This window comes from Mesorhizobium sp. PUT5, assembly GCF_052216645.1.
Classification (GTDB): domain Bacteria; phylum Pseudomonadota; class Alphaproteobacteria; order Rhizobiales; family Rhizobiaceae; genus Mesorhizobium.
Window position 1 is genome coordinate 851,594 of sequence record NZ_JBQOSO010000003.1, and the last position, 22,035, is coordinate 873,628.

The window sequence follows — 22,035 nt, forward strand, 5'->3', positions numbered from 1 at the left end:
GCATGATGCGTCACTTCACAGACCTCTCCGCGCTTTCCGAGACCGAGCTTCGCGCCATGCTGGACGACGCAGCCGCCCGCAAGGCGCGGCTGAAGGCCGGTGACCGCTCCCGGCCGCTCGACGGCAAGGTGCTGGCGATGATCTTCGACAAGCCGTCCACCCGTACGCGCGTGTCGTTCGACGTCGGCATGCGCCAGCTCGGCGGCGAGACCATCATGCTGACCGGCACCGAGATGCAGCTCGGCCGCTCCGAGACCATCGCCGACACGGCCAAGGTGCTGTCGCGCTATGTCGATGCCATCATGATCCGCACGACCTCGCATGACCGTCTGCTGGAACTGACCGAGAACGCTTCCGTGCCGGTCATCAACGGCCTGACCGACGACACCCATCCTTGCCAGATCATGGCCGACATCCTCACTTTCGAGGAACACCGCGGCCCCGTGGCCGGCAAGACTTTCGCCTGGACCGGCGACGGCAACAACGTGTTGCATTCGCTGCTGGAGGCTTCCGCCCGTTTCCGCTTCAACGTCAACGTGGCCGTGCCCGAGGGCAGCGAGCCGGTGCAGAAGTTCGTCGACTGGTCGAAGGCCAATGGCGGCAAGCTCTTCTTCACCCGTTCGGCCGAGGAGGCCGTTGCCGGCGCCGACTGCGTGGTCACCGACTGCTGGGTGTCGATGGGCCAGGAGCATCGCGCGCGCGGCCACAATGTCTTCCTGCCCTATCAGGTCAACGCGGCGCTCATGGCCAAGGCCAGGCCCGATGCGCTGTTCATGCACTGTCTGCCTGCCCATCGCGGCGAGGAGGTGACCGACGAGATCATCGACGGGCCCCATTCGGTGGTGTTCGACGAGGCCGAGAACCGGCTGCATGCCCAGAAGGCGGTTCTGGCCTGGTGCCTGGGCGCGTGACATTCGCTTGAAGCGGGCAGGGGTGATGCCTATCTCCGGCGCGTCACCCGAAAAACCGACCCATGGCGGCCGCCGCTTGAAGCGGCCAGGCCGGCCGGAGACCTGTCATGCTGGAAGCACTTCGATTGACTGAACGCGAACCCAAGCTCGGCGAATTCGGCCATGCCGGCGACGATCACGTCGTGCCCTTCGAGGTCGGCCCGCTCGACGTGCGCGGCCGCGCCGTGCAACTCGGCCCGATGCTCGACGCCATCCTGTCGCGCCACGACTATCCCGAGCCGGTGGCACGCCTTCTGGCGCAGGCTTGCGTGTTGACGGTGCTGCTCGGCACGTCGCTCAAGTTCCAGGGCAAGTTCATACTGCAGACCCGCACCGACGGCCCGGTGGACATGCTGGTGGCCGATTTCACCACCCCGCATGCGCTGCGCGCCTATGCGCGCTTCGACCCCGAGCGTCTCGCTGCGCTGACGGCGACCGGCGACACTCCGGCCGAGGCCTTGCTGGGCACGGGCGTGCTGGCGCTGACCATCGACCAGGGCGAGCACATGCAGCGATACCAGGGTATCGTCCAGCTCGACGGCATCTCGCTGGAGGAGGCCGCGCGGGTCTATTTCCGCCAGTCGGAGCAGATTCCCACGGACCTGCGCCTCGGCGTGGCCAAGCTGGTCATGCCCGGCGGGCGCGAACAGTGGCGCGCCGGCGGACTTCTGGCGCAATTCCTGCCCGAGGCGCCCGAGCGCATGCGCTTGCCCGATCTTCCCGGCGGCGACGGCGATCCGGCCGAAACCGCGCAGGAGCCGGACGACAACGCATGGCAGGAATTGCTGGCGCTGCTGGCCACGGTCGAGCCGGTGGAACTCATCGACCCCCTGGTGGGCGCCGAGCGGCTGCTCTACCGCCTGTTCCACGAGCATGGCGTGCGTGTCTTCGGCGGCGTGGAGGTTGCCGACCGGTGCTCCTGCTCGCGCGGCAAGATCCACGGTATCCTGTCAGGCTTCACGTCGCAGGAAATCAAGGAGAGCACCGAGGACGGCGCGATCAAGGTCGCCTGTGAATTCTGTTCGACCGAATACGCGTTCGACCCGGCCGAGTTCGCCACCGGCTAGGGTCAAGGACCTGTTAATTTGGCTGGAATGGCGTTCGAGATGGCAAGAGATGCGAGGAAAAGTCCGAAGAGCGGGGTGGTTCCCCCGGTCGAGGACTTTGACGCGGCAGATCGACGCCAGCTCGATCGTCCTTCGGATCGGGCGGATTTGCACGGGCTGCTTTGTCGCAAGGCCTTGAAAGGCTCAAGCCTTCCTGCGGCCCTGCTTCGCGCATCCGCACAAATCCGCTCCGACCATCCCAGCCAAATTAACAGGTCCTGACCCTAATTCCTGCGCCCGGTCTCCGAAGCGGAGGCCGGGTGGCTCCGCTCCGGCCCTCAGTTCACCGTCCGCTTCGTTCCCGGCAGATCGAGGGAAAAGGCGGGAATGGCTACGTCGAACAGTTCTCCCCCGGCATTGCGCATGGTGTAGAACCCCACCATGAAGCCCGATGGGGTCGAAAGCGGGCAGCCCGAAGTATATTGATAGCTGTCGCCCGGATCGAGACCCGGCTGTTCGCCCACCACGCCCGCGCCGCGCACTTCCTCGACCCTGCCGGCGCCGTCGGTGATTTGCCAATAGCGCGACAGAAGCTGCACGAACTGTTGCGAATGGTTCTCGATCGTCACCCGGTAGGCCCAGACATATTGGGATGTCTCGGGGTTCGATCGCTCCTCCAGATAGAACGGCTCGACCTCGACATCGATGTTGCGCGTGGTTGCGCGATACATTCCACGGCCTCCTGATCCGACGCAAGCATCGGCCCGCTGCGCGCCGAGGTCAACGATGAACCCGCTCCTCAGCACTGGGCCTTCGCCAGCGCCTGCTCGATGTCGGCAAGCAGGTCGTCGGCATCTTCCAGGCCGAGCGAGAGCCGGAGCGTGCCGGGCCCGATGCCGAGCTCGGCGCGGGCTTCGTCGCTCAGGTTCTTGTGGGTCGTGGTCGCCGGATGCGTGATCAGGCTCTTGGCGTCGCCCAGATTGTTGGAGATCTTGACGATGTCGAGCGCGTTCTGGAACGCGAAGGCGGCCTGCTTGCCGCCTTTCACATCCAGGCAGATCAGCGTCGAGCCGCCCGACATCTGCTTTCTGACGATGTCCGCCTGCGGATGATCGGGGCGGCCGGGATAGATCACGCGGCCGATCCGGGGATGGGCGGCGAAGAAGTCGGCGACGCGGACGGCCGAGGCCGTCTGCTGCGCCACGCGCAGCGGCAGCGTTTCCAGCCCCTTGAGCAGAACCCAGGCGTTGAAGGGCGACATGGAGGGGCCGGTATGGCGGAAATAGTCGTGCAGGTTCTCGTCGATCCACTCCTTGTCGGAGAGCACGATGCCGCCGAGGCAGCGGCCCTGGCCGTCGATATGCTTGGTGGCGGAATAGACCACGACATGCGCGCCAAGCTGCAACGGTTTCTGCTGCAACGGCGTGGCGAAGACGTTGTCCACCACCAGCCGCGCGCCGATCGAGTTGGCGAGCGAGGCGACCGCGCCGATGTCGACCACCTCCAGCGTGGGATTGGTCGGGCTTTCGAGAAAGAACAGCTTCGTGTTCGGCCCCACGGCAGCTTCCCAGTTGGCGATGTCGCGTCCGTCCACCAGCGTCGCCTCGATCCCGTAGCGCGGCGCCAGGGTCTCCACGATCCAGCGGCAGGAGCCGAACAGGGCACGGGCCGCCACGATGTGGTCGCCCGCCTTCAGGCCGCACAGAACGGCAGCCGCCACGGCCGCCATGCCGGAGGCGGTGGCGCGGGCGTCTTCCGCCCCCTCCAGCGCGCACATGCGCTTTTCGAACATGTCAACGGTGGGGTTGGCGTAGCGGGAATAGATGAAGCCGGGCTCCTCGCCCTTGAAGCGTGCCTCGGCGCGCTCGGCCGTATCGTAGATGTAGCCTTGCGTCAGGAACATCGCCTCCGACATCTCGCCGAAGCCGGAGCGCAATGTCCCGGCGTGGACAAGCTGGGTGGCGGGTTTCCATCTGCGGGTGTCGTGCGTCATGGTTGTGTTCCAACAACGAAAAAAACCGGCCGCGAAAGCCGCAACCGGTCCACACGGCCCCAAGGGCCCGACGGTCCTTTAGCGACTTGTTTAACGTGGCTGCAAGCCGACCGGCCAAATCACCACGGGATAACGCCTCCTTTAGACCCGTGTCCCGCTTGCGTCAATCGGCGGCTGGGCTAAGACAATCTTTTCCGGCCATGCCGGCCTTCGGAGCGACCCTTGCGGCAGACAGGCATTCTTCCCGACCAGGATATTGCTGGGCTGTTCCAGTCAGGCGCGCTTGCCGCGCCGCGTGCCCTGGACGCCGACCAGATCCAGCCGGCCAGCCTCGACCTGCGCCTCGGCGAGCGCGCCTTTCGCGTGCGCGCTTCCTTCCTGCCCGGCCCGGACCACGCGGTTGCCGCCAAGCTCGACCGGCTGAAGCTGCACGAGATCGATCTTTCGCGCGGCGCCGTCCTGGAGACGGGTTGCGTCTACATCGTGCCCCTGATGGAGAGCCTGGCCCTGCCGGCGCATGTCTCCGCCTCGGCCAATCCGAAAAGTTCCACCGGGCGGCTGGACATCTTCACCCGCGTCATGACCGACCATGGCCAGGAGTTCGACAAGATCGCGCCTGGCTACCATGGGCCGCTCTATCTGGAGGTCAGCCCGCGCACTTTTCCAATCGTCGTGCGTGCGGGCTCGCGCCTGTCGCAGGTCCGCTTCCGCACCGGCAATGCGGTTCTGTCGGAAGACGAATTGCGCGCGCTCCATGCGGCCGAGATGCTGGTGGCGACCGACCCGCCCAACATTTCCGGCGGGGGCATTGCGCTGTCCATCGACCTGGCCGGCGACAAGGACGGGCTGGTGGGCTATCGCGGCAAGCATCACACCGGGCTGGTGGATGTCGACAAGCGCGCCGCCCAGGACGTGGCCGACTTCTGGGAGCCGCTCTACAGAAGCGGCGCCGGCGAACTGGTGCTCGATCCTGACGAGTTCTACATCCTCGTCAGCCGCGAGGCCGTTCATGTGCCGCCGCTCTATGCAGCCGAAATGACGCCCTTCGATCCGCTGGTGGGCGAGTTCCGCGTCCACTATGCCGGCTTCTTCGATCCCGGCTTCGGCCATTCCAGCGCCGGTGGTGCGGGCAGCCGCGCGGTGCTGGAGGTGCGCAGCCACGAGGTGCCCTTCATCCTCGACCATGGCCAGATCGTCGGCCGGCTGGTCTATGAGCATATGCTCAAGCGCCCCAGGGCGCTCTACGGCACGGATCTGGGCTCCAACTACCAGGCGCAGGGGCTGAAGCTGTCCAAGCATTTCCGTCCGCCGGGCCGCTAGGCAATCATCGCGCCGCTGCGGCGGCGCCGTTGCTCGCGGCATGCCGCGTTCCTGCCCAGATTCATTGCCACACGCCCGGAGATGGTCGTGATCCCTTCAAAGCTGCTCGTGCCGGCTTTCGCCGCGTTGCTGATGACTTGCGCCGCCGCGCCTGCCAGGGATGCCGCGACGCTCAGGATCGCCACGGAAGGCGCGTTCCCGCCATTCTCCGACATCACTGCCGGCGGCGAGGTGCAGGGCTTCGACGTCGACATCGCCAATGCGCTGTGCGGGCATATGAAGATGGCGTGCGAGATCGTCACGCAAGACTGGGATGGGCTGATCCCAGGGCTCCAGGCCGGAAAATACGACGCCATCGTCGCCTCCATGACCATCACCGCCGAACGCCGCAAGCAGGTCGCTTTCACGCACAAATATTACTCCACGCCGCTGGCCCTCGTGGCGCGCAAGGACAGCGGCCTTGCCGGAACCGAGCCGGCGGCCATGGCGGGAAGGGCGCTCGGCGCCCAGGCCGCGAGCGTTCATGCCGACTACGCCCAGAGCGTCTACGGCAGGGCCGGCGCCGACGTGAAACTCTATCCGAGCGTGGACGAGGCGCTGATCGACCTGGTCAACGGCCGGCTGGACGCCGCCATCTCCGACAGGTTCGCGCTGGTGGACTGGATGAGCAAGAGCGGGCGCGACTGCTGCGAGATCGTCGGCACGCTCAAGGATTCCGAGAGCCAGGCGGGCATCGCCGTGCGGCTGGAGGACACGGCGCTGCGCGACCGGCTCGGTGCTGCGCTCGATGCTATCCTGGCTGATGGCACCTACAAGAAGATCCAGGGCAAATATTTCGACTTCGACATCTATTGAGGAAGGCCTGCCGGTCTCTTTTCACAGCCCGGCTTCGTCCCGCTCACAGCGCCTTCACCTGCACCTTCGCGGGTTTGCCGATCTCCAGCGGGTTGCGCAGCGGCAGGCCGAAATCGGGCGCCTCGATCTCGAACACGTCGCCGGCCTCGGCCTTGATGCCGTCGGCGAAGGAGAGAGTGGCCGTGCCGAACATGTGCACGTGCACGTCCCCCGGCTGGCGGAATAGCGCATATTTGAAATGGTGATGTTCCAGGTTGGCGATCGAGTGGGACATGTTCGTCTCGCCGGAGAGGAACGGCTTTTCCCATAGCGGAGCGCCGGCACGCAGGATGCGCGAGGTGCCGTGGATGTCTGCCGGCAGGTCGCCGAGCAGGATTTCCGGCCCGAAGGAGGCGTTGCGCAGCTTGGAATGGGCGAGCCAGAGATAGTTCACGCGCTCGGTGACATGGTCGGAGAACTCGTTGGAGAGGGTGAAGCCGATGCGGAAGGGCTGGCGGTCGTCGCCGATCACATAGATGCCGGCGATCTCCGGCTCCTCGCCGGCGTCGGCGGCGAAAGCGGGCGAGACCAGCGGCGCGCCCGGCGCCACCGCCATGGTGCCGTTGCCCTTGTAGAACCATTCCGGCTGCACGCCGACATGGCCCCGGGCCGGCTTGCCGTCCTCGAGCCCCATGCGGAACATCTTCATGGAATCGGTGAGCTGCTCCTCTCCTTCGGCGTCGAGCTTCTTGTGCATGGAATCGCGCGTGGCGGCCGAGCCCAGATGGGTGAGCCCCGTGCCGGTGAGGTGCAGATGTGCCGGATCGGGATGATTGATCGGCGAAAGCAGCCGGCCCTTGCGATAGGCCGCCTCCAGGTCGACCGTCTCGCCATAGCCCTTGCGCTCGATCAGCGCCGCAAGGCTCCCGCCGGTGCGGGCGGCTTCGGTGGCCAGCGAATAGACGCTGCGCGCGCCGTTGACGATGCGCGCCTTCCCGCTGCCGTTGCGGGCGACCACGCGGATGGTGTCGCCGTCGTCCAGGATCTGCGAGATCAGCATGGGAGCAATCCTTTCCGTGCCGTTTCAGGCTGGCGGACATCGGGCAAAACCCTTACCAGCGCCGCGCGGTGCCTCCGCGCGACGGGCCGGTGTCCTCCAGATCGAAGTTCCTTCCGGGCGCGCCGGTGGGCCGCGCCTCAGCTCTTGTTCTTGTTGTAGACGTCGAAGACCACCGCACCGAGCAGCACCAGGCCCTTGATGACCTGCTGCCAGTCGATGTTGACGCCCATGATCGACATGCCGTTGTTCATCACGCCCATGATGAAGGCGCCTATCACCGCGCCCGCCACCTGTCCTGCGCCGCCGGCCATGGAGGCGCCGCCGATGAACACGGCCGCGATCACGTCCAGCTCGAAGCCGAGGCCCGCCTTGGGCGTGGCCGTGTTCAGCCGGGCGGCGAAGATCAGCCCGGCCAGCGCGGAAAGCACGCCCATGATGATGAATACCGTGAAGGTCAGCCGCTCGGTCTTGATGCCCGACAGCGCCGCCGCCTTGACGTTGCCGCCCATGGCGTAGATGCGGCGGCCCATTGTCGTGCGCTTGGTGATGAAGACGAACAGGGCGATCAGCACGCCCATGACGATCAGCACGTTGGGCAGGCCCTTGTAGGAGGCCATCATGTAGATGAGGAACAGCACGATCGCCGAGATCACCACGTTCTTGACCACGAACAGCGCGAAAGGTTCCGCCTCGTAGCCGTGGCTCTCGCGGCCGCGGCGGCTGCGGAGGTTGAAGTAGAGCATGCTGGCCACGATGAGCAGCCCGATGGCCAGCGTGGTGGCGTGCATGGGCGCGCCGAACAGCGTCACCGGGCCGAGCGGGTCGGGGATGAAGCCGGCCGAAAGGAGCTGGAACTCGCGCGGGAACGGCCCCACCGACATGCCGCCCAGCAGCCACAGCGCCAGCCCCTTGAACACCAGCATGCCCGCCAGCGTCACGATGAAGGACGGGATCTTCATATAGGCGATCCAGTAGCCCTGGGAGGCGCCGATGACGCCGCCGGCGATCAGGCACAGCAGCGCGGCCAGGAACGGGTTCATGTGGTACTGGACCATCAGAACGGCGGCGATGGCGCCGATGAAGCCCGATACCGAGCCGACCGAAAGATCGATATGGCCGGCCACGATGACCAGCAGCATGCCCAGTGCCATGATGATGATGTAGCTGTTCTGCAGCACGATGTTGGTCAGGTTCACCGGCTTGAACAGCACGCCGCCGGTGAAATACTGGAAGAACAGCATGATCAGGATCAGCGCGATCACCAGCCCGTAGTCGCGGATGTTTTCCTTCAGCACGGCCCTGGCTGAGGCCCGCGCGTTGCGCTCGGCGTTGGAAAGGGTTTCGGTGCTCATGACGCTGCTTTCTCCCCGGTGCCGACGATGGCGCGCATGATCTTCTCCTGCGAGGCTTCGCTGCCGGCCATCTCACCCACGATCCTGCCCTCGTTCATGACATAGATGCGGTCGCAGATGCCCAGAAGCTCGGGCATTTCGGACGAGATGACGAGGATGCCCTTGCCCTCCTCGGCCAGCTTGTTGATGATCGTGTAGATTTCATACTTGGCGCCCACGTCGATGCCGCGCGTCGGCTCGTCCAGAATAAGCATGTCCGGGTTGGCGAAGAGCCATTTCGACAGCACCACCTTCTGCTGGTTGCCGCCCGAAAGGTTGCCGGTGATCTGGTAGACGCTGGAGGAGCGGATGTTGGTCTTCCGGCGGTAGTCGTTGGCGACGTTCAGTTCGCGCATGTCGTCCAGCACGCCGGCGGAGGAGACGGCGCGCAGATTGGCGGCGGTGATGTTGTGCTTGATGTGATCGATCAGGTTGAGGCCGAAGGTCTTGCGGTCTTCGGTGGCGTAGGCGATGCCGTGCGCCACGGCCCGGTCGACGCTGGACGTGTCGATCTTCTTGCCGTGGAGGAAGACATCGCCGCTGATGCCCTGGCCGTAGCTCCTGCCGAACACGCTCATGGCGAATTCGGTGCGCCCGGCGCCCATCAGCCCGGCGATGCCCACCACCTCGCCCTTGCGCACGGCGATGTCGATGCCCTTCACCACCTGCCGGTCGGCATGTTGCGGATGGTGCACCACCCAGTTCTTCACCTCGAATATGGTCTCGCCGATGTTGGGCGAGCGCGGCGGGAAGCGGTCGTCCAGCGGCCGCCCCACCATGGAGGTGATGATGCGGGCCTCGTCGGTCGCATGCGCATCGAGGGTCTCGATGGTGCGGCCGTCGCGCAGGATGGTGATGCGGTCGGCCACCTTGGCCACCTCGTTGAGCTTGTGCGAGATGAGGATGGAAGAGATGCCCCTCTGCTTGAAATCGACCAGCAGGGAAAGCAGCGCGTCGCTGTCCTTCTCGCTCAAGGAGGCGGTCGGCTCGTCGAGGATGAGCAGCTTCACCTCCTTCGACAGCGCCTTGGCGATCTCCACGAGCTGCTGCTTGCCGACGCCGATATTGGTGATGAGCGTGTCCGGGTCTTCCTTGAGGCCCACGCGCTGGAGCAGCTTGGCGGCGCGGCTGCGCGCCAGGTTCCAGTCGATGATCCCCCACTTCGCCTGCTCGTTGCCGAGGAAGATGTTCTCGGCGATGGAAAGCAGCGGCACCAGCGCCAGTTCCTGGTGGATGATGACGATGCCGACGCGCTCGCTGTCGTGGATGCCGGAAAAGCGGCACTCCTGCCCCATGAAGCGGATGTCGCCCGAATAGGTGCCGTGGGGATAGACGCCTGAAAGCACCTTCATCAGCGTCGACTTGCCGGCGCCGTTCTCACCGACCACGGCATGGATCTCGCTCTCGCGGATGTCCAGGTTGACGTCCTGCAGGGCCTTGACGCCTGGAAAGGTCTTGGTGATGCCGCGCATCTCCAGAATGGTCTTTTCCATCGTGGAATCCGGTTGGCGTGGGCGGCGGCGTCTGCGACCGGCCGCGGGCCCTCATGCTACATTAAGTGGACGGCGATGAAAGCTCCCGCGCCCGATCGCGGAGATCGGGCGCGGGCGGCCCGCAGCCTTACTGCAGGTCTTCCTTCTTGATGTAGCCGGAATCGACCACCAGCTTCTCGTAGTTCGACTTGTCGACCTCGTAGGGGGTCAGCAACTGCGAGGGCACCACCTTGACGCCGTTCTCGTAGGTCTTGGTGTCGTTGACCTTGGGCTCCTTGCCGGAAAGCACGTCGTCCACCAGTTCCGCCGTCACCTTGGCCAGCTCGCGCGTGTCCTTGTAGACCGTCGAATACTGCTCGCCGGCGATGATCGCCTTCACCGAGGGCACCTCGGCGTCCTGGCCCGAGACGATCGGCCAGGGCTGGTCTTCCGTGCCGTAGCCGACGCCGCGCAGCGAGGAGATGATGCCGCGCGAAAGCCCGTCATAGGGCGAGAGCACCGCGTCCACCCGGCTGCCGTCGGAGTAGTTGGCCGAAAGCAGGTTGTCCATGCGCGCCTGCGCCACCGCGCCGTCCCAGCGCAGCGTGCCCACCTTGTCCATGCCCGTCTGGCCGGACTTGACCACGAAGTCGCCCTTGTCGATCAGCGGCTGCAGCACGCTCATGGCGCCGTCGTAGAAGAAGAAGGCGTTGTTGTCGTCGGGCGACCCGCCGAACAGCTCGATGTTGAACGGTCCCTTCTTCTCCGGATAGCCGAGCCCCTTCAGCAGCGAATTGGCCTGCAGGACGCCCACCTGGAAGTTGTCGAAAGTGGTGTAGTAGTCGACATTCGGGCTCTGGCGGATGAGCCGGTCGTAGGCAACCACCTTGACGCCCTTGTCGGCCGCCTTCTGCAGCACGTCGCTCAGCGTGGTGCCGTCGATCGAGGCGATGATGAGGGCCTTCGGCTCCTTCGTCACCATGTTCTCGATCTGCGCGAGCTGGTTCGGAATGTCGTCTTCGGCATATTGCAGGTCGGTCTTGTAGCCCTTCTCCTCCAGGGCCTTGACCAGCTCGTTGCCGTCGCTGATCCAGCGCAGCGAGGACTTGGTCGGCATGGCGATGCCGATGGTGCCCTTGTCCTGGGCGTTCGCCGAATAGGTCATGGCAGCGAGGCCGACCGACAATGCGGCGACTAACGTCTTCAACATCTTCACTTTTTCTCTCCCTGGTTGACGGTCCGGCCCGCAAGACCCCGCCGGTGGCAGATTGCGCCGCCTGTTCCGCACGGTTTTGAGACGCCTCCCGATCTGCCCTGAGGCTCCGCCTCCGATCGATGCGATCTTGCGGCCGGCACCTGTCTCCCCCAGGGTCGGCGAAAGGTGTGGCGCTTTCGTATAACTGTCAAATGCGATTTGTGGTGGTTGCTATACCAAATCCGGTATAGTTGTTCCGGTAACGGGGAGGGGGCCATGACGGCGATGCGTGACAGGGGCGGCGCACCGAAGGTGGAGCCGGGCGTGGCGGCCGGCGACGGCTCGCCGCTGCAGCGCAGCGGCCTCAGCCTGCGGCACATGCGCATGATCGTGGCGCTGGACGACCACGGCCGCGTCAGCGCCGCCGCCCAGGTCATGAACATCTCCCAGCCGGCGGCCTCGCGCATGATCGCCGAGATGGAGGTGGTGCTGGGTGCCCAGCTATGCGAGCGGCTGCCGCGCGGTATTGCGCTCACGCCCTACGGCAAGGCGCTGGCAAGGCGCGCGCGATCGATCCTGCTGGAGATGCGCGAAGCCGACCGGGAAATCGCGGAGTTGAAGGCGGGCCGGGGCGGTTCGGTGTTCCTCGGCGCGGTCACCGCGCCGGCGATCGAGCTTGCCGTTCCGGCGATCCGCGAGATCAGACGGCTTCATCCGCGCATCGAAATCACCATGCAGGTGGAGACCTCCAACGTGCTGGCGCGCGAGTTGATCGCCTCGCGCCACGACTTCATCATCGCCCGCGTGCCGGACGACCTCAACCCGCGCCTGTTCGACAGCCGCGTCATCGGCGTGGAGAAAGCATGCCTGATCGTGCGCCGCGGCCATAGGCTGGCCGGCGGCCGCCCGGTGCGGCTGGAGGAGACGGCCGGCTACGACTGGGTGTTCCAGTCGGGCGGTTCGCCGCTGCGCCAGGCCATGGAGGCGAACTTCCTCAACCGCGACATCCCGCTGCCCGAGCGCATCCTCAACACCTCGTCGCTGCTTCTGACGCTGGTGATGGTGGCGCAGTCCGACGCCATCGCGCCGGTGTCGATCCAGGTCGCACGCTTCATCCAGGGCCCGGAAGGGCTTGCCGGCGCCATCGACGTCGTTCCGACGGAGATCGACATCGAGGTCCGGCCCTACAGCCTGATCACGGTACGGCACCGGGCGCTGTCGCCGGCCGCCCGCATGCTCTACGACTTCATCCTGCGCGAGGTGAGCTGACGCTCCGGATCGGGGTTCGGTCCTTCTCCCGAAGGGCTTCACCGCTTTCGCGAACATGATCCGGCGGGGCGGCGGCGGTCACAGATTGTACTGCTCGCGCGCGTAGCCGCCCAGTCCCACGGCATCCAGCCTGGCCAGCGGCGCCAGGAAAGTGACCTGGATCACGCCCGGCGCGCGGCCGATCTCGATCGCCCCGTTCACCGTGGCGCGGTTGCGCACCTCCGGAACGCTCATGCCGAGCAGCGTGGCCGCCCTTTGCAAGCCGTTGTCGATGGCCGCGTTCATGTTGGCGGCGGTGCCGACCACGGAGATCGGCGCCAGTTCCTCCACGCTGTCCATGCCCCATGTTCTGGCAAGCCGCTCGGCCCGCGCGCGCTCGCCGGCCGAGAAGGGCCGGGCAAGCGGCGGCAGATCCTCCGGCAGCGGGAACAGCACCGGTCCGTCGATCGGATAGTCCTTCACCACTTCGACCTGCAGCGTGACGCTGCCGGCGACATCCATCGTGTGGCCTGCGATCTCGCCGTCGCCCTGGGCGGCGTGCATGTCGCCCATATAGACCCCGGCGCCCTTCACCTTCACGGGCGCGATCAGGATGGCCCCCGGCCGCACCGCATCGATGTCCATGTGGCCGTCGGTCTTGTGCGCGGCGAGTTCCTCGGCGGTCAGCGCGTAGGCATGCGGCGCGCCGACCAGGAAGGCGCCGAAATCGCCGGCATTGTGCGAATCCGGCATGGAATGGGATGGCGTGGTGCCGAGTTGGCCCAGGAACGGGCGCATGCGCACCATGACGCCGGGCATGTCGGCCGGCGCGAAGGTGAGGATCGGGTGCTGCACCGATTCGTCCGGCAGCGCCGCATAGTGGTGCGCGTCGCGCGCGATGGTCTCGGCGGCGGCCTTCGGCACGGTGACGCCGACATGGCGCGTCTCGTCGAAGACGACCGTGTAGCCGTGGACGATCTCGAACGGCTTCACCGCATTGCCGCACTTGTCGCATTTCACCGCGTCCTGCCCGATGCCCTCGACATGGGTCTCGGGCCACACCTCGTCGCAGGTCGGGCAACGGGCGGCGACATAAGGGTCGCCGAGGCAGAAGCCCGCCGGCGACGAATCGTGGCCGGAAGCGGTGGCGATGGACGTGACGGTAATGTCGCGGATGCGGATTGCGATGCCGTCGCCCGGCTCGGCACCGTCGACATAGACGGGCTGGGTGACCTCGTGGCCGCCGCGCAGGCGCGGGGTGATCATCGGCCCCCAGCACCCCGGCGCCGTGTTGGCGATGATGGTGCCGCCGTTCTCGACCGGGCCCAGCATCGGGGCGGCCGGGTCGAGCACACTGTTGGTGAAGCCGTGGACGACGACGCTGCGCCGCGGAGTTGTGGAGAGTTCGGGTTGCTTGTTCATGTCGTTGCTCGCTCCCGTCTGTCGGTCGGGCTGGCATTGCCACCGCGATCCCGAAGGGGATGCTACGCCAGGACGGCGGGGAAGGCCAGCAAGCGGCCCTGCGGGTTGCCGGCTCGCTTGTTTCCGGCCAGGGTCAACGTCCCGGCATCCCGCATCTCAGGTGGGAAGCCCGACATATCGCCGCCGCTGCGGCATCGCGTCGCCGTCCATCAGGCTGGCCACGTCGTAACGCGGCTATATCTCGGCCTCGACACAATTATCAGGATGACCATCGATGCCCCGAAAGTGAGGACTACACTATGGGCAGCTTGACCACGCGCTAGTACGCCGCTGAAGACAGATATGCGAATGTTTATGGGCTTAAAGTTATTTTATCACGAGGCGATGTGCGGAACAAATGCCACCAGGTGAGACGCTATAACGGTCTTCTCCGATCGGAAAATATGCAAGGCATCCCAAGAGTGATTCAAGGACGTTCATGTGTCGCATACGAAGGATACTTGCTCAGTGGAATCTGAACTTGCAGAATTCTTCTGCATCACAAACTCTCGGATTTTATTTGCGCATGCATCCAGTTGCTCAGGGCCTTTATCGCGGGACGGTTCTCTGCAGCTTCATGATAGAACAAAGCAATCAATTTGTTTGAAGGGCAATCGAAGTCGAAAAGCCGGGCCAACTGGCCGCTCCGGATATACTGCTCGACCAATGAACGCTGGGCGATGCCAATGCCCTGGGCCAGGATGGCGGCTTCGATCATCATATAGGCGCGGGAGAACGACAATGAGCGATGCGAGGCAAAGGCAGGCTGATTGACATGGGCAAGCCATTCCTCCCAACTGGCTCCAAAGTCCAGACTTTCAAGGGTCGTGTGTAGAATGGGGTAGGCGGACAGGTCGGCGACCGTCTTGATGGGCTTATCCTCCCGCAGCAAGGAGGGTGCGCAAACCGGCCAGATTTCGTCCTGAAAGAGTATCTCCTGGCAGATGCCAGGTTGCCGCTCGCGCGCGAAGCTGACGGCGATGTCGACGCCGTTGGCGATGACATCGTCCAGGCTCACATATGACAAGAGACTGATTTCCACTTTGGGGTGGAGGTCGACGAACTGCTTGAGACGGGGCGCAAGCCATTTGGCGCCGAATGACGGCAATGAGCCGATCACCAGCCTGCCGGAAACATCGCTGGAGCAAATGCTGTCGAGTGCGCCTTCGATGTGCAGCAGCGAACTGCGCACTGCGTTGGCAAGGACATTGCCTTCGCGCGACAGCACAAGCTTGCTGTTCATCCGGTGAAACAATTGTACGCCAAGTTGGCTTTCAAGCTGGCTGACCTGCTGGCTGACGGCGCTGCGGGTCAGGAAAAGCTCGTCCGCTGCCTTGGTGAAGCTCAGGTAGCGGGAAGCGACCTCGAAGGTGCGCAGGGCGGGAAGGGAGAAATGGGTGAGCGGCATGCCGATCTCCTGTCGATGGCCGTCCAGTAAATTGACCTAACTGGTCTTGCCGGATTCATCAATCATCCCGCCTCCGAACGAGCTGTCTTTTCATTGCAACCCAAGGGCGCATCCCCATTCCTGACCCGGATGCGGGTGGTGCGATTTCAGAGTGCCGTAAGGCCTGCTTACGGCAACCGTTAAGTCTTTGCGCTTGTTGTCGCCATTTTTTTCGACGATGGATAAGGTACGAAATCGCACCAAAGTGCCGCAAACTGCGCAGGTGCTCTCAGCAAATCGTCAGACGGGGGTTCGATGACCAACGTGGCCATCAGTGACGGCACTGTCGTGTTCTTCGGCAGCCATGCCGTGGACTACTATCTGCGTTGCGCCTGCTGGCCCGCCGAAGGCCAGAAGATCAACGCCCAGCCGGTCGGGCGCGTCTATGGCGGCATGATCCCCAACGCTGCTTCGATTTTTGCGGGCTATGGATTGCCTCCGCTGTTGATGGGACCGCTTGAAGACAACGAGGATGCCGAACCGATCTTGGAGGAACTGGCGAACGCGGCCATCGACACCCGCCAGATCCGCAGATCGTCCGAGTTCCAGAACTCCTACGCCTACAATTTCCTCAGTGAGGCCAATGCTAACGAAAAAACGCTGATCATCGTCGATCCCGGCTATTCGTTCGACCTGACGCCATCGGAGCGGGCCATTTTCAGCAGGGCAAAATACATCTACTCGACCATCGCGCATCTGACGCGCATCGCCGACATCGAGACCGTAGTTGCCGAAGCGCGCAGCAACGGGACAAAGCTGTTCATCGACGTCGAGGCCGAATCGTTTCGCTCGGCCGAGGAGGACTGGTGGGCGTTCTCGAGCGCCGACTTCCTATCGTTCAACGAGGAAAGTCTGGGCAAATTCTGTGGTACGAAACCGGCGCATGCCGCCATCGCAAGTATCCTTGCCGCGACCCGTGGCGAGGTGATCACCACACTCGGCAAGGATGGCTGCGAAATTGCGACGCCAGTTTCCACCGTTCGGGTTTCCGGTCTCCATGTGGCTGCCGTCGACCCGCTCGGTGCTGGCGACACATTCAATTCCAGTTATCTCTTTGGGCGGTTGAACAATTGGTCGATCGAACGATCGGCCCGCTTCGCCAATGCCGCCGCGGCGCGCTCCACGACAATGATAGGTCCGCGTAGCGGGCGCGCGTCCGTCGCGACTGTCGAGGCGTTCCTGCAGGACGTGGAGCGTGAAACCGGCGCCGTGGCTCCAGCCTAGGCAAAGAACCACTCTGCAACTTTAAACAAGAAAGGGGAAGTGCATGAAAATGAGATCATGGCTGATCGCCGGTACTGCCGGAGCATTGATCAGCGCCACCGGCATCGCCCAAGGATCCGAGGTCAACGTCACATCGATCGGCGGCGCATATCAACGCAGTCAGGAGCTTGGCTACGGCAAGGCTTACCAGAAGCTTGGCAACAAAATCAACTGGAACGTCTATTCGGGCGGCCTTGGTGAAGTGCGCACGCAAGTCGAGTCCGGCAACGTCATTTGGGACGTTGTCGATATGAACAATGCCGACTCCAACATCGGTTGCGCCGAAGGCATTTTCGAAAAGATCGATCTGGCCGAGGTTACGGAAAAAGCCCCGAACGGTGCGACCGTCGACGATTACCTCATCAAACGCCCCAACGACTGTGCGATCGGCACGGTTATCTATTCCTGGACGTTCGCCTTCAACGACAAGACCTTCTCAGGCGAGCAGCCATCCAAAGTGGCGGACTATTTCGACACGAAGCGGTTCCCCGGCAAGCGCGGCGTATGGAGCAGCCCCACGCAGGCGATCGAACTGGCCTTGATGGCAGACGGCGTCGCTCTGCAGGAGATCTATCAATATCTCGAAGATAACGGTGAGGAGGCGATCGACCGCGCACTTGCCAAGCTCAAAGCCTTGAACGACGATCCGAACGGTGGCCTCGTGTTCTGGAATGGTGGCGCCGAGCCGCCGGAACTGCTGGCCAAGGGCGAGGTGGTGATGTCCACCGGCTGGAGCGGCCGCTTCTACGACGCGGTTGTGAAGGAGAATGCCCCGATCAAGCAGGTCTGGGACGGCCAGATCATGGACTTCCAGAATTTCGTCGTTCTCAAGGGGGCTCCGCATCTCGATGCGGCTAAGGAGTTCCTCAAATTTGCCACTGCAACCGACAACATCGCCGAAACCGTTCGCTATATTCCCTACGCACCTTGGCGCAAGTCGGCCCTCGACAAGATTCTCGCGAACGAACCATGGTCGGAAGACGGCAAGACTGCCGTTGGTCCGCACCTGTCCACCTATCCGGACAACATGAAGAACTACGTCGAGATGGGCTCTGACTACTGGCAAAACCACCAGGACGAGGTCAACGAGCGCTGGAGCGCCTGGAAGGCGGGGCTCTGAAATCATTCTTCGGCGGGCCTTGGAACGCCCAGCGCCCGCCGGCAACCACCACAAGAAACCTGATCAGATGGCCGCCATATCCTCACCAGCAGTTCCCAAGCGAATGCCGTCGAGACGCCGCTTTCAGCGTCCGCCGATTGGCCTTTGCCTGATTGCGCCGCTGGTTCTGCTTGTCGTGCTGTTTCTTGTCGTCCCGCTGGCGCGCTTCGTTATGCTCAGCGTCGACAACTTCGATGTGGCACGCGCGCTGACCGAGACCGCCCGGGCGTTACAGGAAACGCCAGATGCCGACATCCCGGGCGATGCGGTCTTTGCGGCATTGAGCCGCGATCTCGGGCGCGATCGTGAGAATGTCGCGAAGCTCGGCGCAAGGCTCAATTTCTTTCAGAGCGGCATGAACAGTCTTGTGCGCAAGACGGCGAGCCAACTCGCCGAGGCCGAACCCAGCCGGGCCGGTTTCGTCGCCCTGGACAAGCGCTGGGACGACCAGAAGACTTGGCGTGCTATTCGTCTTGCAACGAAGCCGGTCATTGCGGAGTACTATCTCAACGCGCTCGACCTGCGCACCGCCGACCCGACTTCGCCGTTCGGCGTCGAGGCCAAGCCGGAGGGGCAACGCATCTTCGTGCGGCTATGGCTGCGTACCGTCGCGGTCGCGCTGTTCGTGGTCAGCGTGTGCACGCTGATCGGCTACCCCATCGCCTACTACCTGTCGAAAGCGCGCGGCGTGGCCTTCATCCTCACGATGGGTCTTGTGCTGCTGCCTTTCTGGACGCCTCTTCTCGCCCGTATCGCAAGCTGGGTGGTGCTCCTGGAATCCAACGGCGTCATCAACAGCGTACTGGTCGCCAGCGGGCTCATTGACGCAGCTCATCGCCCGCAATTGCTGAACAACCTCTTCGCGACAGTGCTGGTGATGTCCTATGTGCTTCTGCCCTATGCAGTGCTGCCCACCTACGCCGTAATGAACCGCGTGCAGCCGACCCTTTTCAGTGCTGCGCTGACCCTCGGCGCCAGCCCGCTGCGCGCGTTCTTCACCGTCTACCTGCCGCAGACGCTGCCGGGCGTGCTTGCCGGGGGCATTCTCATCTTCGTGCTGTCCTTCGGTTTCTATCTCACGCCCGAATTGGTCGGCGGGCCGAGCGGCAGCCTGATCGGTAATATGATTGCGTACAATTTCTCCAAATCGCTGAACTGGGGCTTGGCCGGCGCGCTGTCGACGATGCTTCTGCTGGTCATAGCGGCGGCCGCTCTTCTGCTGCGCGCCGTCTCCCCGCAACAGGCCCAGAAAAGGTAGGGCCGGCAATGAGATTTCTCGTCAGGATCTGGGTCGTGGCCGGGCTGGTCTTCCTTGCCATGCCGCTCTTCATAATCATTCCGCTGTCGTTCACCTCCGGCCAGTATCTGTTCTACACCCCGGAAATGCTGTCGCTCGATCCCGCGGGCTATTCCGCGAAATGGTACTGGCAGGTCCTGCACGACCGCGAGTGGATCCTGGCAGTCAAGAACAGCCTGTTCATCGGGCTTTCTGCGGCCTTGCTGTCGACCGTGCTCGCCACATTGGCGGCACTTGGCCTGTCGCGTGCGGGAACGCCGGCGAAGGGCTTGTGGACAGCGCTCATCCTGCTGCCGCAGATCGTGCCGATCGTGGTGACCGCCGGCGGACTCTACTCGGCTTTTTCCGATCTGAAGCTGATCGGAACGTATACCGGTGTGATAATAGCGCATACCGTGCTGGCAGCGCCGGTCGCCGTGATCACGATCAGGGCCAGTCTTGAACGGTTCGACTGGGGGCTGGTTGCGGCATCGGCGACCTTGGGTGCAGGGCCGTTTGCAACTTTCAGGGACGTCACTTTTCCTCTGATCAAACCCGCGGTGATTGCCGGCGCGATCTTCTCTTTTGCCACGTCGCTGGACGAAGTCGTCGTGATCCAGTTCATCGGCGCCTACGACCAGATGACCATTCCGCGCCAGATGCTGATCGGCCTGCGCGAGCATCTCAGCCCTGCGATCTTGGCCGTAGCTACGTTGCTGGTGTGCTTTGCGGCGCTGATCCTGGTGTTCAGTGAAATCATGCGCAGGCGCGGCGAGACATACACCCGCAAGACGGATTGATTTCAAAAGAAACGCGACATCCGCGCCCAGAAACGGAAAGACAAACTATGCGCAACGGTGCATTGCTCAACGGCCCGCTTACAGCACTGATCGGGGATCTCGGCCACTCGGACAAGATCATGATCGTCGATGCCGGCTGGCCGATCCAAAAGGAGCTTCGCTACGATCTTTGCCTCACCCACGGAATTCCACGTCTGACCGATGTGTTTTCTGTCGTGGCCGAGGAACTGTCGATTGAGCGCGTCATCATCGACTCCGAGATGCGCTCGCACGGGCCGGAAGTCTACGCCGAAGTCGAGCGCATTATCGCAGCGACTGCCGAGGCGCAGCAGGAGGCGATTGCCGTCGACCACGAACCGCATGTCACATTCAAGGAGCATGCCAAGACGGTGAAGGGAATCGTCCGCACCGGTGAGTGCATTCCCTATTGCAATCTCGTGATCGTCGCCGGCCTTGCCTTCGAACCTAAGGGCCAGCGGCGATGAGTGTTTTACAGGAAATCGCCATCGAGCCGCTGACCGCTGCCGCCGCGGCCGGGTTCGGCATGGCCTTGACCTTCGACACGCTTGAGGCGACCAGCCGTGGCGAATGGTGGCGCTGCTGGGAAGGCTGTGCGCAACTGAGCGCTGGCCGCCAGTGGGTGGGCTTCGTGCGCTCCGACGCCGCGATGCCTTTGGTGGGCGAGATGGAACGCGAACCAGGCACCGAAATCATCATCCCGGTTGAAGGCGAACTCGTTCAGTTGGTGGCGAACGGCACGCGTGACGCCGCAGGTGTCGAACGGCCCGACGGTCGAAGCGCGCGTGCGTTCATGATGAAACCGGGCACCGCACTGGTGATGCCAGCCGGGCTCTGGCATGCCGCCGCCTTCGGCCTGAATGGCGGGGCCGCGTACTTCTATATCGCTGAACGGCGCAAGGCTGAAGACAGCGAAGGCCGGGGTGGATGGGTCAAGTTGGCGGGCGAACTGTTGCTGCGCCCTTGCCTCGAAGGCACCGCGGCGCAAACCAAGGAGGTGGCGACGTGAGCGACGATATCATCAGCCGCTACCAGAACGTATCGAAGTCGTATGGCGTCCATGCGGTCGTCAAGGACCTGAATCTCGACATCAGGCGAGGGGAGTTTCTGTCGCTTCTCGGGCCCTCCGGTTCCGGCAAGACGACGACGCTGATGATGTTGGCCGGGCTGCAGTCGCCGACCAGCGGACATATCCTGCTCGAAAATGTGCCGATCGAAGGCATTCCTCCCCATCGGCGCAACATCGGCGTCGTGTTCCAGAACTACGCACTGTTTCCGCACATGACGGTGGCAGAGAACCTCGCCTATCCGTTGAAGGCGCGGCGCATGGCAAAAGAGGATATCGGCAAGCGAGTGAAGCGCGGTCTCGAGATGGTCCAGCTTCAGGCGCTAGGCGAGCGCCGTCCCACGGAGCTGTCTGGCGGGCAGCAGCAGCGTGTCGCGCTGGCCCGTGCGCTGGTGTTCGGTCCCAGTGTCGTGCTTCTGGATGAGCCGCTCGGTGCACTCGACCGGCAACTGCGCGAGAGCATGCAGCTTGAGCTCAAGCAACTGCATCGCGAGACCGGTGTCACCATGGTCTACGTCACGCACGATCAGGGCGAGGCGATGACCATGTCCGACCGTGTCGCGGTGTTCAACGATGGCATGTTGCTGCAATGCGCGTCGCCGAAAGATCTCTATGACCATCCGGAAAGCGCCTTCGTTGCCGAGTTCGTCGGCGAAAACAACCGCCTGTCCGGCCAGGTCGCGGCAAGGGATGCGGTCTCCTGTACGATCACGACCGACACCGGCCTCACCATCCGGGCCAGTGCAAAACCCGAGCTGAAGGCCGGCGTCAAGGTGTTGGTCTACCTGCGCCCCGAGCGGGTCCTGGTCGGCCCTGCCGCGGCCAATTGCGAGAACCGGTATTCCACCAAGGTTGCGGATGCGATCTTCCTCGGTGACCATACGCGGTTGCGGTTTGAGCTGGCAGGCAATCCGAATTTCACAGCCAAGCAGAACTTCTTCGGCGATGCCGGGCCCCCTCGACCCGCCGAGGAGATCGAGGTCGGCTGGAGCAGCCAAGCCCCGCAAGTCGTGCCGGCCTAACAGATCGAAACAGG

Annotated in this window: 20 protein-coding genes and 1 riboswitch; of the genes, 12 read left to right on the top strand and 8 right to left on the bottom strand. The window is 63.8% G+C overall.

What is annotated here, in order from left to right; all coding sequences use genetic code 11:
- The first annotated feature begins 2 nt into the window (after positions 1 to 2).
- Together argF and ACTDI4_RS05610 are read left to right on the top strand one after the other, a co-directional pair.
- Positions 3 to 911: an ornithine carbamoyltransferase gene (argF, locus tag ACTDI4_RS05605; RefSeq protein ID WP_442840210.1), complete on the top strand. Its 909-nt coding sequence runs from the start codon at positions 3 to 5 to the stop codon at positions 909 to 911.
- Positions 912 to 1,018: 107 nt separating this feature from the next.
- Positions 1,019 to 2,017, top strand: coding sequence for an Hsp33 family molecular chaperone (locus ACTDI4_RS05610; RefSeq protein WP_442840211.1), 999 nt, complete (start codon positions 1,019 to 1,021; stop codon positions 2,015 to 2,017).
- A gap of 317 nt (positions 2,018 to 2,334) precedes the next feature.
- On the opposite strand, the gene apaG is transcribed toward ACTDI4_RS05610, so the two are convergent.
- Both apaG and ACTDI4_RS05620 read right to left on the bottom strand, forming a co-directional pair.
- The gene (apaG, locus tag ACTDI4_RS05615) at positions 2,335 to 2,727 is read right to left on the bottom strand and encodes a Co2+/Mg2+ efflux protein ApaG (RefSeq protein ID WP_442840212.1); all 393 of its coding nucleotides are present in this window, start codon (positions 2,725 to 2,727) and stop codon (positions 2,335 to 2,337) included.
- Between the two features lie 68 nt (positions 2,728 to 2,795).
- Complete coding sequence (locus ACTDI4_RS05620) at positions 2,796 to 3,989, bottom strand: O-succinylhomoserine sulfhydrylase (protein WP_442840213.1); 1,194 nt, start codon at positions 3,987 to 3,989, stop codon at positions 2,796 to 2,798.
- A gap of 58 nt (positions 3,990 to 4,047) precedes the next feature.
- A riboswitch (SAM riboswitch) is annotated at positions 4,048 to 4,125 on the bottom strand.
- Between the two features lie 86 nt (positions 4,126 to 4,211).
- On the opposite strand from ACTDI4_RS05620, the gene ACTDI4_RS05625 reads away from it, so the two are divergent.
- Both ACTDI4_RS05625 and ACTDI4_RS05630 read left to right on the top strand, forming a co-directional pair.
- Positions 4,212 to 5,309 carry a 2'-deoxycytidine 5'-triphosphate deaminase gene (locus tag ACTDI4_RS05625; protein WP_442840214.1) on the top strand — a complete coding sequence of 366 codons (1,098 nt, stop codon included), beginning with the start codon at positions 4,212 to 4,214 and terminating at the stop codon, positions 5,307 to 5,309.
- Between the two features lie 81 nt (positions 5,310 to 5,390).
- Positions 5,391 to 6,164, top strand: a complete 774-nt coding sequence (locus tag ACTDI4_RS05630) for a transporter substrate-binding domain-containing protein (RefSeq protein ID WP_442840215.1) — start codon at positions 5,391 to 5,393, stop codon at positions 6,162 to 6,164.
- A 43-nt stretch (positions 6,165 to 6,207) separates the two neighbouring features.
- Here ACTDI4_RS05630 and araD1 read toward each other — a convergent pair whose 3' ends face one another.
- The 4 genes from araD1 to chvE all read right to left on the bottom strand — a co-directional run bounded on the left by araD1 (position 6,208) and on the right by chvE (position 11,276).
- Positions 6,208 to 7,203, bottom strand: a complete 996-nt coding sequence (gene araD1, locus ACTDI4_RS05635; RefSeq protein ID WP_442840216.1) for an AraD1 family protein — start codon at positions 7,201 to 7,203, stop codon at positions 6,208 to 6,210.
- Positions 7,204 to 7,340: 137 nt separating this feature from the next.
- Complete coding sequence (gene mmsB / locus ACTDI4_RS05640) at positions 7,341 to 8,555, bottom strand: multiple monosaccharide ABC transporter permease (protein WP_442840217.1); 1,215 nt, start codon at positions 8,553 to 8,555, stop codon at positions 7,341 to 7,343.
- Positions 8,552 to 10,087, bottom strand: a complete 1,536-nt coding sequence (gene mmsA, locus ACTDI4_RS05645) for a multiple monosaccharide ABC transporter ATP-binding protein (RefSeq protein ID WP_442840218.1) — start codon at positions 10,085 to 10,087, stop codon at positions 8,552 to 8,554. Before mmsA ends, mmsB begins: the two co-directional genes overlap by 4 nt.
- A 127-nt stretch (positions 10,088 to 10,214) precedes the next feature.
- The gene (chvE, locus tag ACTDI4_RS05650) at positions 10,215 to 11,276 is read right to left on the bottom strand and encodes a multiple monosaccharide ABC transporter substrate-binding protein (RefSeq protein ID WP_442840219.1); all 1,062 of its coding nucleotides are present in this window, start codon (positions 11,274 to 11,276) and stop codon (positions 10,215 to 10,217) included.
- A 270-nt stretch (positions 11,277 to 11,546) separates the two neighbouring features.
- Between chvE and ACTDI4_RS05655 the strand changes: the two genes are divergently transcribed.
- Positions 11,547 to 12,530: a LysR family transcriptional regulator gene (locus ACTDI4_RS05655; protein ID WP_442843274.1), complete on the top strand. Its 984-nt coding sequence runs from the start codon at positions 11,547 to 11,549 to the stop codon at positions 12,528 to 12,530.
- A 78-nt stretch (positions 12,531 to 12,608) separates the two neighbouring features.
- Here the strand turns inward: ACTDI4_RS05655 and ACTDI4_RS05660 are convergent, their stop codons facing one another.
- Together ACTDI4_RS05660 and ACTDI4_RS05665 are read right to left on the bottom strand one after the other, a co-directional pair.
- Positions 12,609 to 13,931, bottom strand: a complete 1,323-nt coding sequence (locus ACTDI4_RS05660; RefSeq protein WP_442840220.1) for an acetamidase/formamidase family protein — start codon at positions 13,929 to 13,931, stop codon at positions 12,609 to 12,611.
- A gap of 538 nt (positions 13,932 to 14,469) precedes the next feature.
- On the bottom strand, positions 14,470 to 15,378 hold the full coding sequence (locus ACTDI4_RS05665) for a LysR substrate-binding domain-containing protein (protein WP_442840221.1): 909 nt from the start codon (positions 15,376 to 15,378) through the stop codon (positions 14,470 to 14,472).
- 294 nt (positions 15,379 to 15,672) lie between these two features.
- Between ACTDI4_RS05665 and ACTDI4_RS05670 the strand changes: the two genes are divergently transcribed.
- The 7 genes from ACTDI4_RS05670 (at position 15,673) to ACTDI4_RS05700 (ending at position 22,021) form a co-directional block, all read left to right on the top strand.
- A complete protein-coding gene (locus ACTDI4_RS05670; protein ID WP_442840222.1) occupies positions 15,673 to 16,641 on the top strand; it encodes a carbohydrate kinase family protein in 969 nt (322 codons plus the stop codon).
- A gap of 43 nt (positions 16,642 to 16,684) precedes the next feature.
- Positions 16,685 to 17,800 carry an extracellular solute-binding protein gene (locus ACTDI4_RS05675; RefSeq protein ID WP_442840223.1) on the top strand — a complete coding sequence of 372 codons (1,116 nt, stop codon included), beginning with the start codon at positions 16,685 to 16,687 and terminating at the stop codon, positions 17,798 to 17,800.
- Between the two features lie 67 nt (positions 17,801 to 17,867).
- Positions 17,868 to 19,097, top strand: a complete 1,230-nt coding sequence (locus ACTDI4_RS05680) for an ABC transporter permease (RefSeq protein WP_442840224.1) — start codon at positions 17,868 to 17,870, stop codon at positions 19,095 to 19,097.
- 35 nt (positions 19,098 to 19,132) lie between these two features.
- Positions 19,133 to 19,915 carry an ABC transporter permease gene (locus tag ACTDI4_RS05685; RefSeq protein WP_442840225.1) on the top strand — a complete coding sequence of 261 codons (783 nt, stop codon included), beginning with the start codon at positions 19,133 to 19,135 and terminating at the stop codon, positions 19,913 to 19,915.
- Between the two features lie 47 nt (positions 19,916 to 19,962).
- Positions 19,963 to 20,400, top strand: coding sequence for a D-ribose pyranase (rbsD, locus tag ACTDI4_RS05690; protein ID WP_442840226.1), 438 nt, complete (start codon positions 19,963 to 19,965; stop codon positions 20,398 to 20,400).
- Positions 20,397 to 20,942, top strand: a complete 546-nt coding sequence (locus ACTDI4_RS05695; RefSeq protein ID WP_442840227.1) for an ureidoglycolate lyase — start codon at positions 20,397 to 20,399, stop codon at positions 20,940 to 20,942. The genes rbsD and ACTDI4_RS05695 overlap by 4 nt, the downstream gene beginning before the upstream one ends.
- Positions 20,939 to 22,021, top strand: a complete 1,083-nt coding sequence (locus tag ACTDI4_RS05700; protein WP_442840228.1) for an ABC transporter ATP-binding protein — start codon at positions 20,939 to 20,941, stop codon at positions 22,019 to 22,021. Before ACTDI4_RS05695 ends, ACTDI4_RS05700 begins: the two co-directional genes overlap by 4 nt.
- The last annotated feature ends 14 nt before the right edge of the window (positions 22,022 to 22,035 follow it).

Excerpts from the sequence above, each read along its gene's own strand:
- mmsB (WP_442840217.1), bottom strand. The coding sequence starts at position 8,555 with ATGAGCACCGAAACCCTTTCCAACGCCGAGCGCAACGCGCGGGCCTCA.
- ACTDI4_RS05610 (WP_442840211.1), top strand. The coding sequence starts at position 1,019 with ATGCTGGAAGCACTTCGATTGACTGAACGCGAACCCAAGCTCGGCGAA.
- ACTDI4_RS05630 (WP_442840215.1), top strand. The coding sequence starts at position 5,391 with ATGGTCGTGATCCCTTCAAAGCTGCTCGTGCCGGCTTTCGCCGCGTTG.
- ACTDI4_RS05695 (WP_442840227.1), top strand. The coding sequence starts at position 20,397 with ATGAGTGTTTTACAGGAAATCGCCATCGAGCCGCTGACCGCTGCCGCC.
- ACTDI4_RS05655 (WP_442843274.1), top strand. The coding sequence starts at position 11,547 with ATGCGTGACAGGGGCGGCGCACCGAAGGTGGAGCCGGGCGTGGCGGCC.
- ACTDI4_RS05620 (WP_442840213.1), bottom strand. The coding sequence starts at position 3,989 with ATGACGCACGACACCCGCAGATGGAAACCCGCCACCCAGCTTGTCCAC.
- ACTDI4_RS05660 (WP_442840220.1), bottom strand. The coding sequence starts at position 13,931 with ATGAACAAGCAACCCGAACTCTCCACAACTCCGCGGCGCAGCGTCGTC.
- chvE (WP_442840219.1), bottom strand. The coding sequence starts at position 11,276 with ATGTTGAAGACGTTAGTCGCCGCATTGTCGGTCGGCCTCGCTGCCATG.
- mmsA (WP_442840218.1), bottom strand. The coding sequence starts at position 10,087 with ATGGAAAAGACCATTCTGGAGATGCGCGGCATCACCAAGACCTTTCCA.
- ACTDI4_RS05670 (WP_442840222.1), top strand. The coding sequence starts at position 15,673 with ATGACCAACGTGGCCATCAGTGACGGCACTGTCGTGTTCTTCGGCAGC.
- rbsD (WP_442840226.1), top strand. The coding sequence starts at position 19,963 with ATGCGCAACGGTGCATTGCTCAACGGCCCGCTTACAGCACTGATCGGG.
- apaG (WP_442840212.1), bottom strand. The coding sequence starts at position 2,727 with ATGTATCGCGCAACCACGCGCAACATCGATGTCGAGGTCGAGCCGTTC.
- ACTDI4_RS05675 (WP_442840223.1), top strand. The coding sequence starts at position 16,685 with ATGAAAATGAGATCATGGCTGATCGCCGGTACTGCCGGAGCATTGATC.
- araD1 (WP_442840216.1), bottom strand. The coding sequence starts at position 7,203 with ATGCTGATCTCGCAGATCCTGGACGACGGCGACACCATCCGCGTGGTC.
- ACTDI4_RS05680 (WP_442840224.1), top strand. The coding sequence starts at position 17,868 with ATGGCCGCCATATCCTCACCAGCAGTTCCCAAGCGAATGCCGTCGAGA.
- argF (WP_442840210.1), top strand. The coding sequence starts at position 3 with ATGATGCGTCACTTCACAGACCTCTCCGCGCTTTCCGAGACCGAGCTT.
- ACTDI4_RS05665 (WP_442840221.1), bottom strand. The coding sequence starts at position 15,378 with ATGCCGCTCACCCATTTCTCCCTTCCCGCCCTGCGCACCTTCGAGGTC.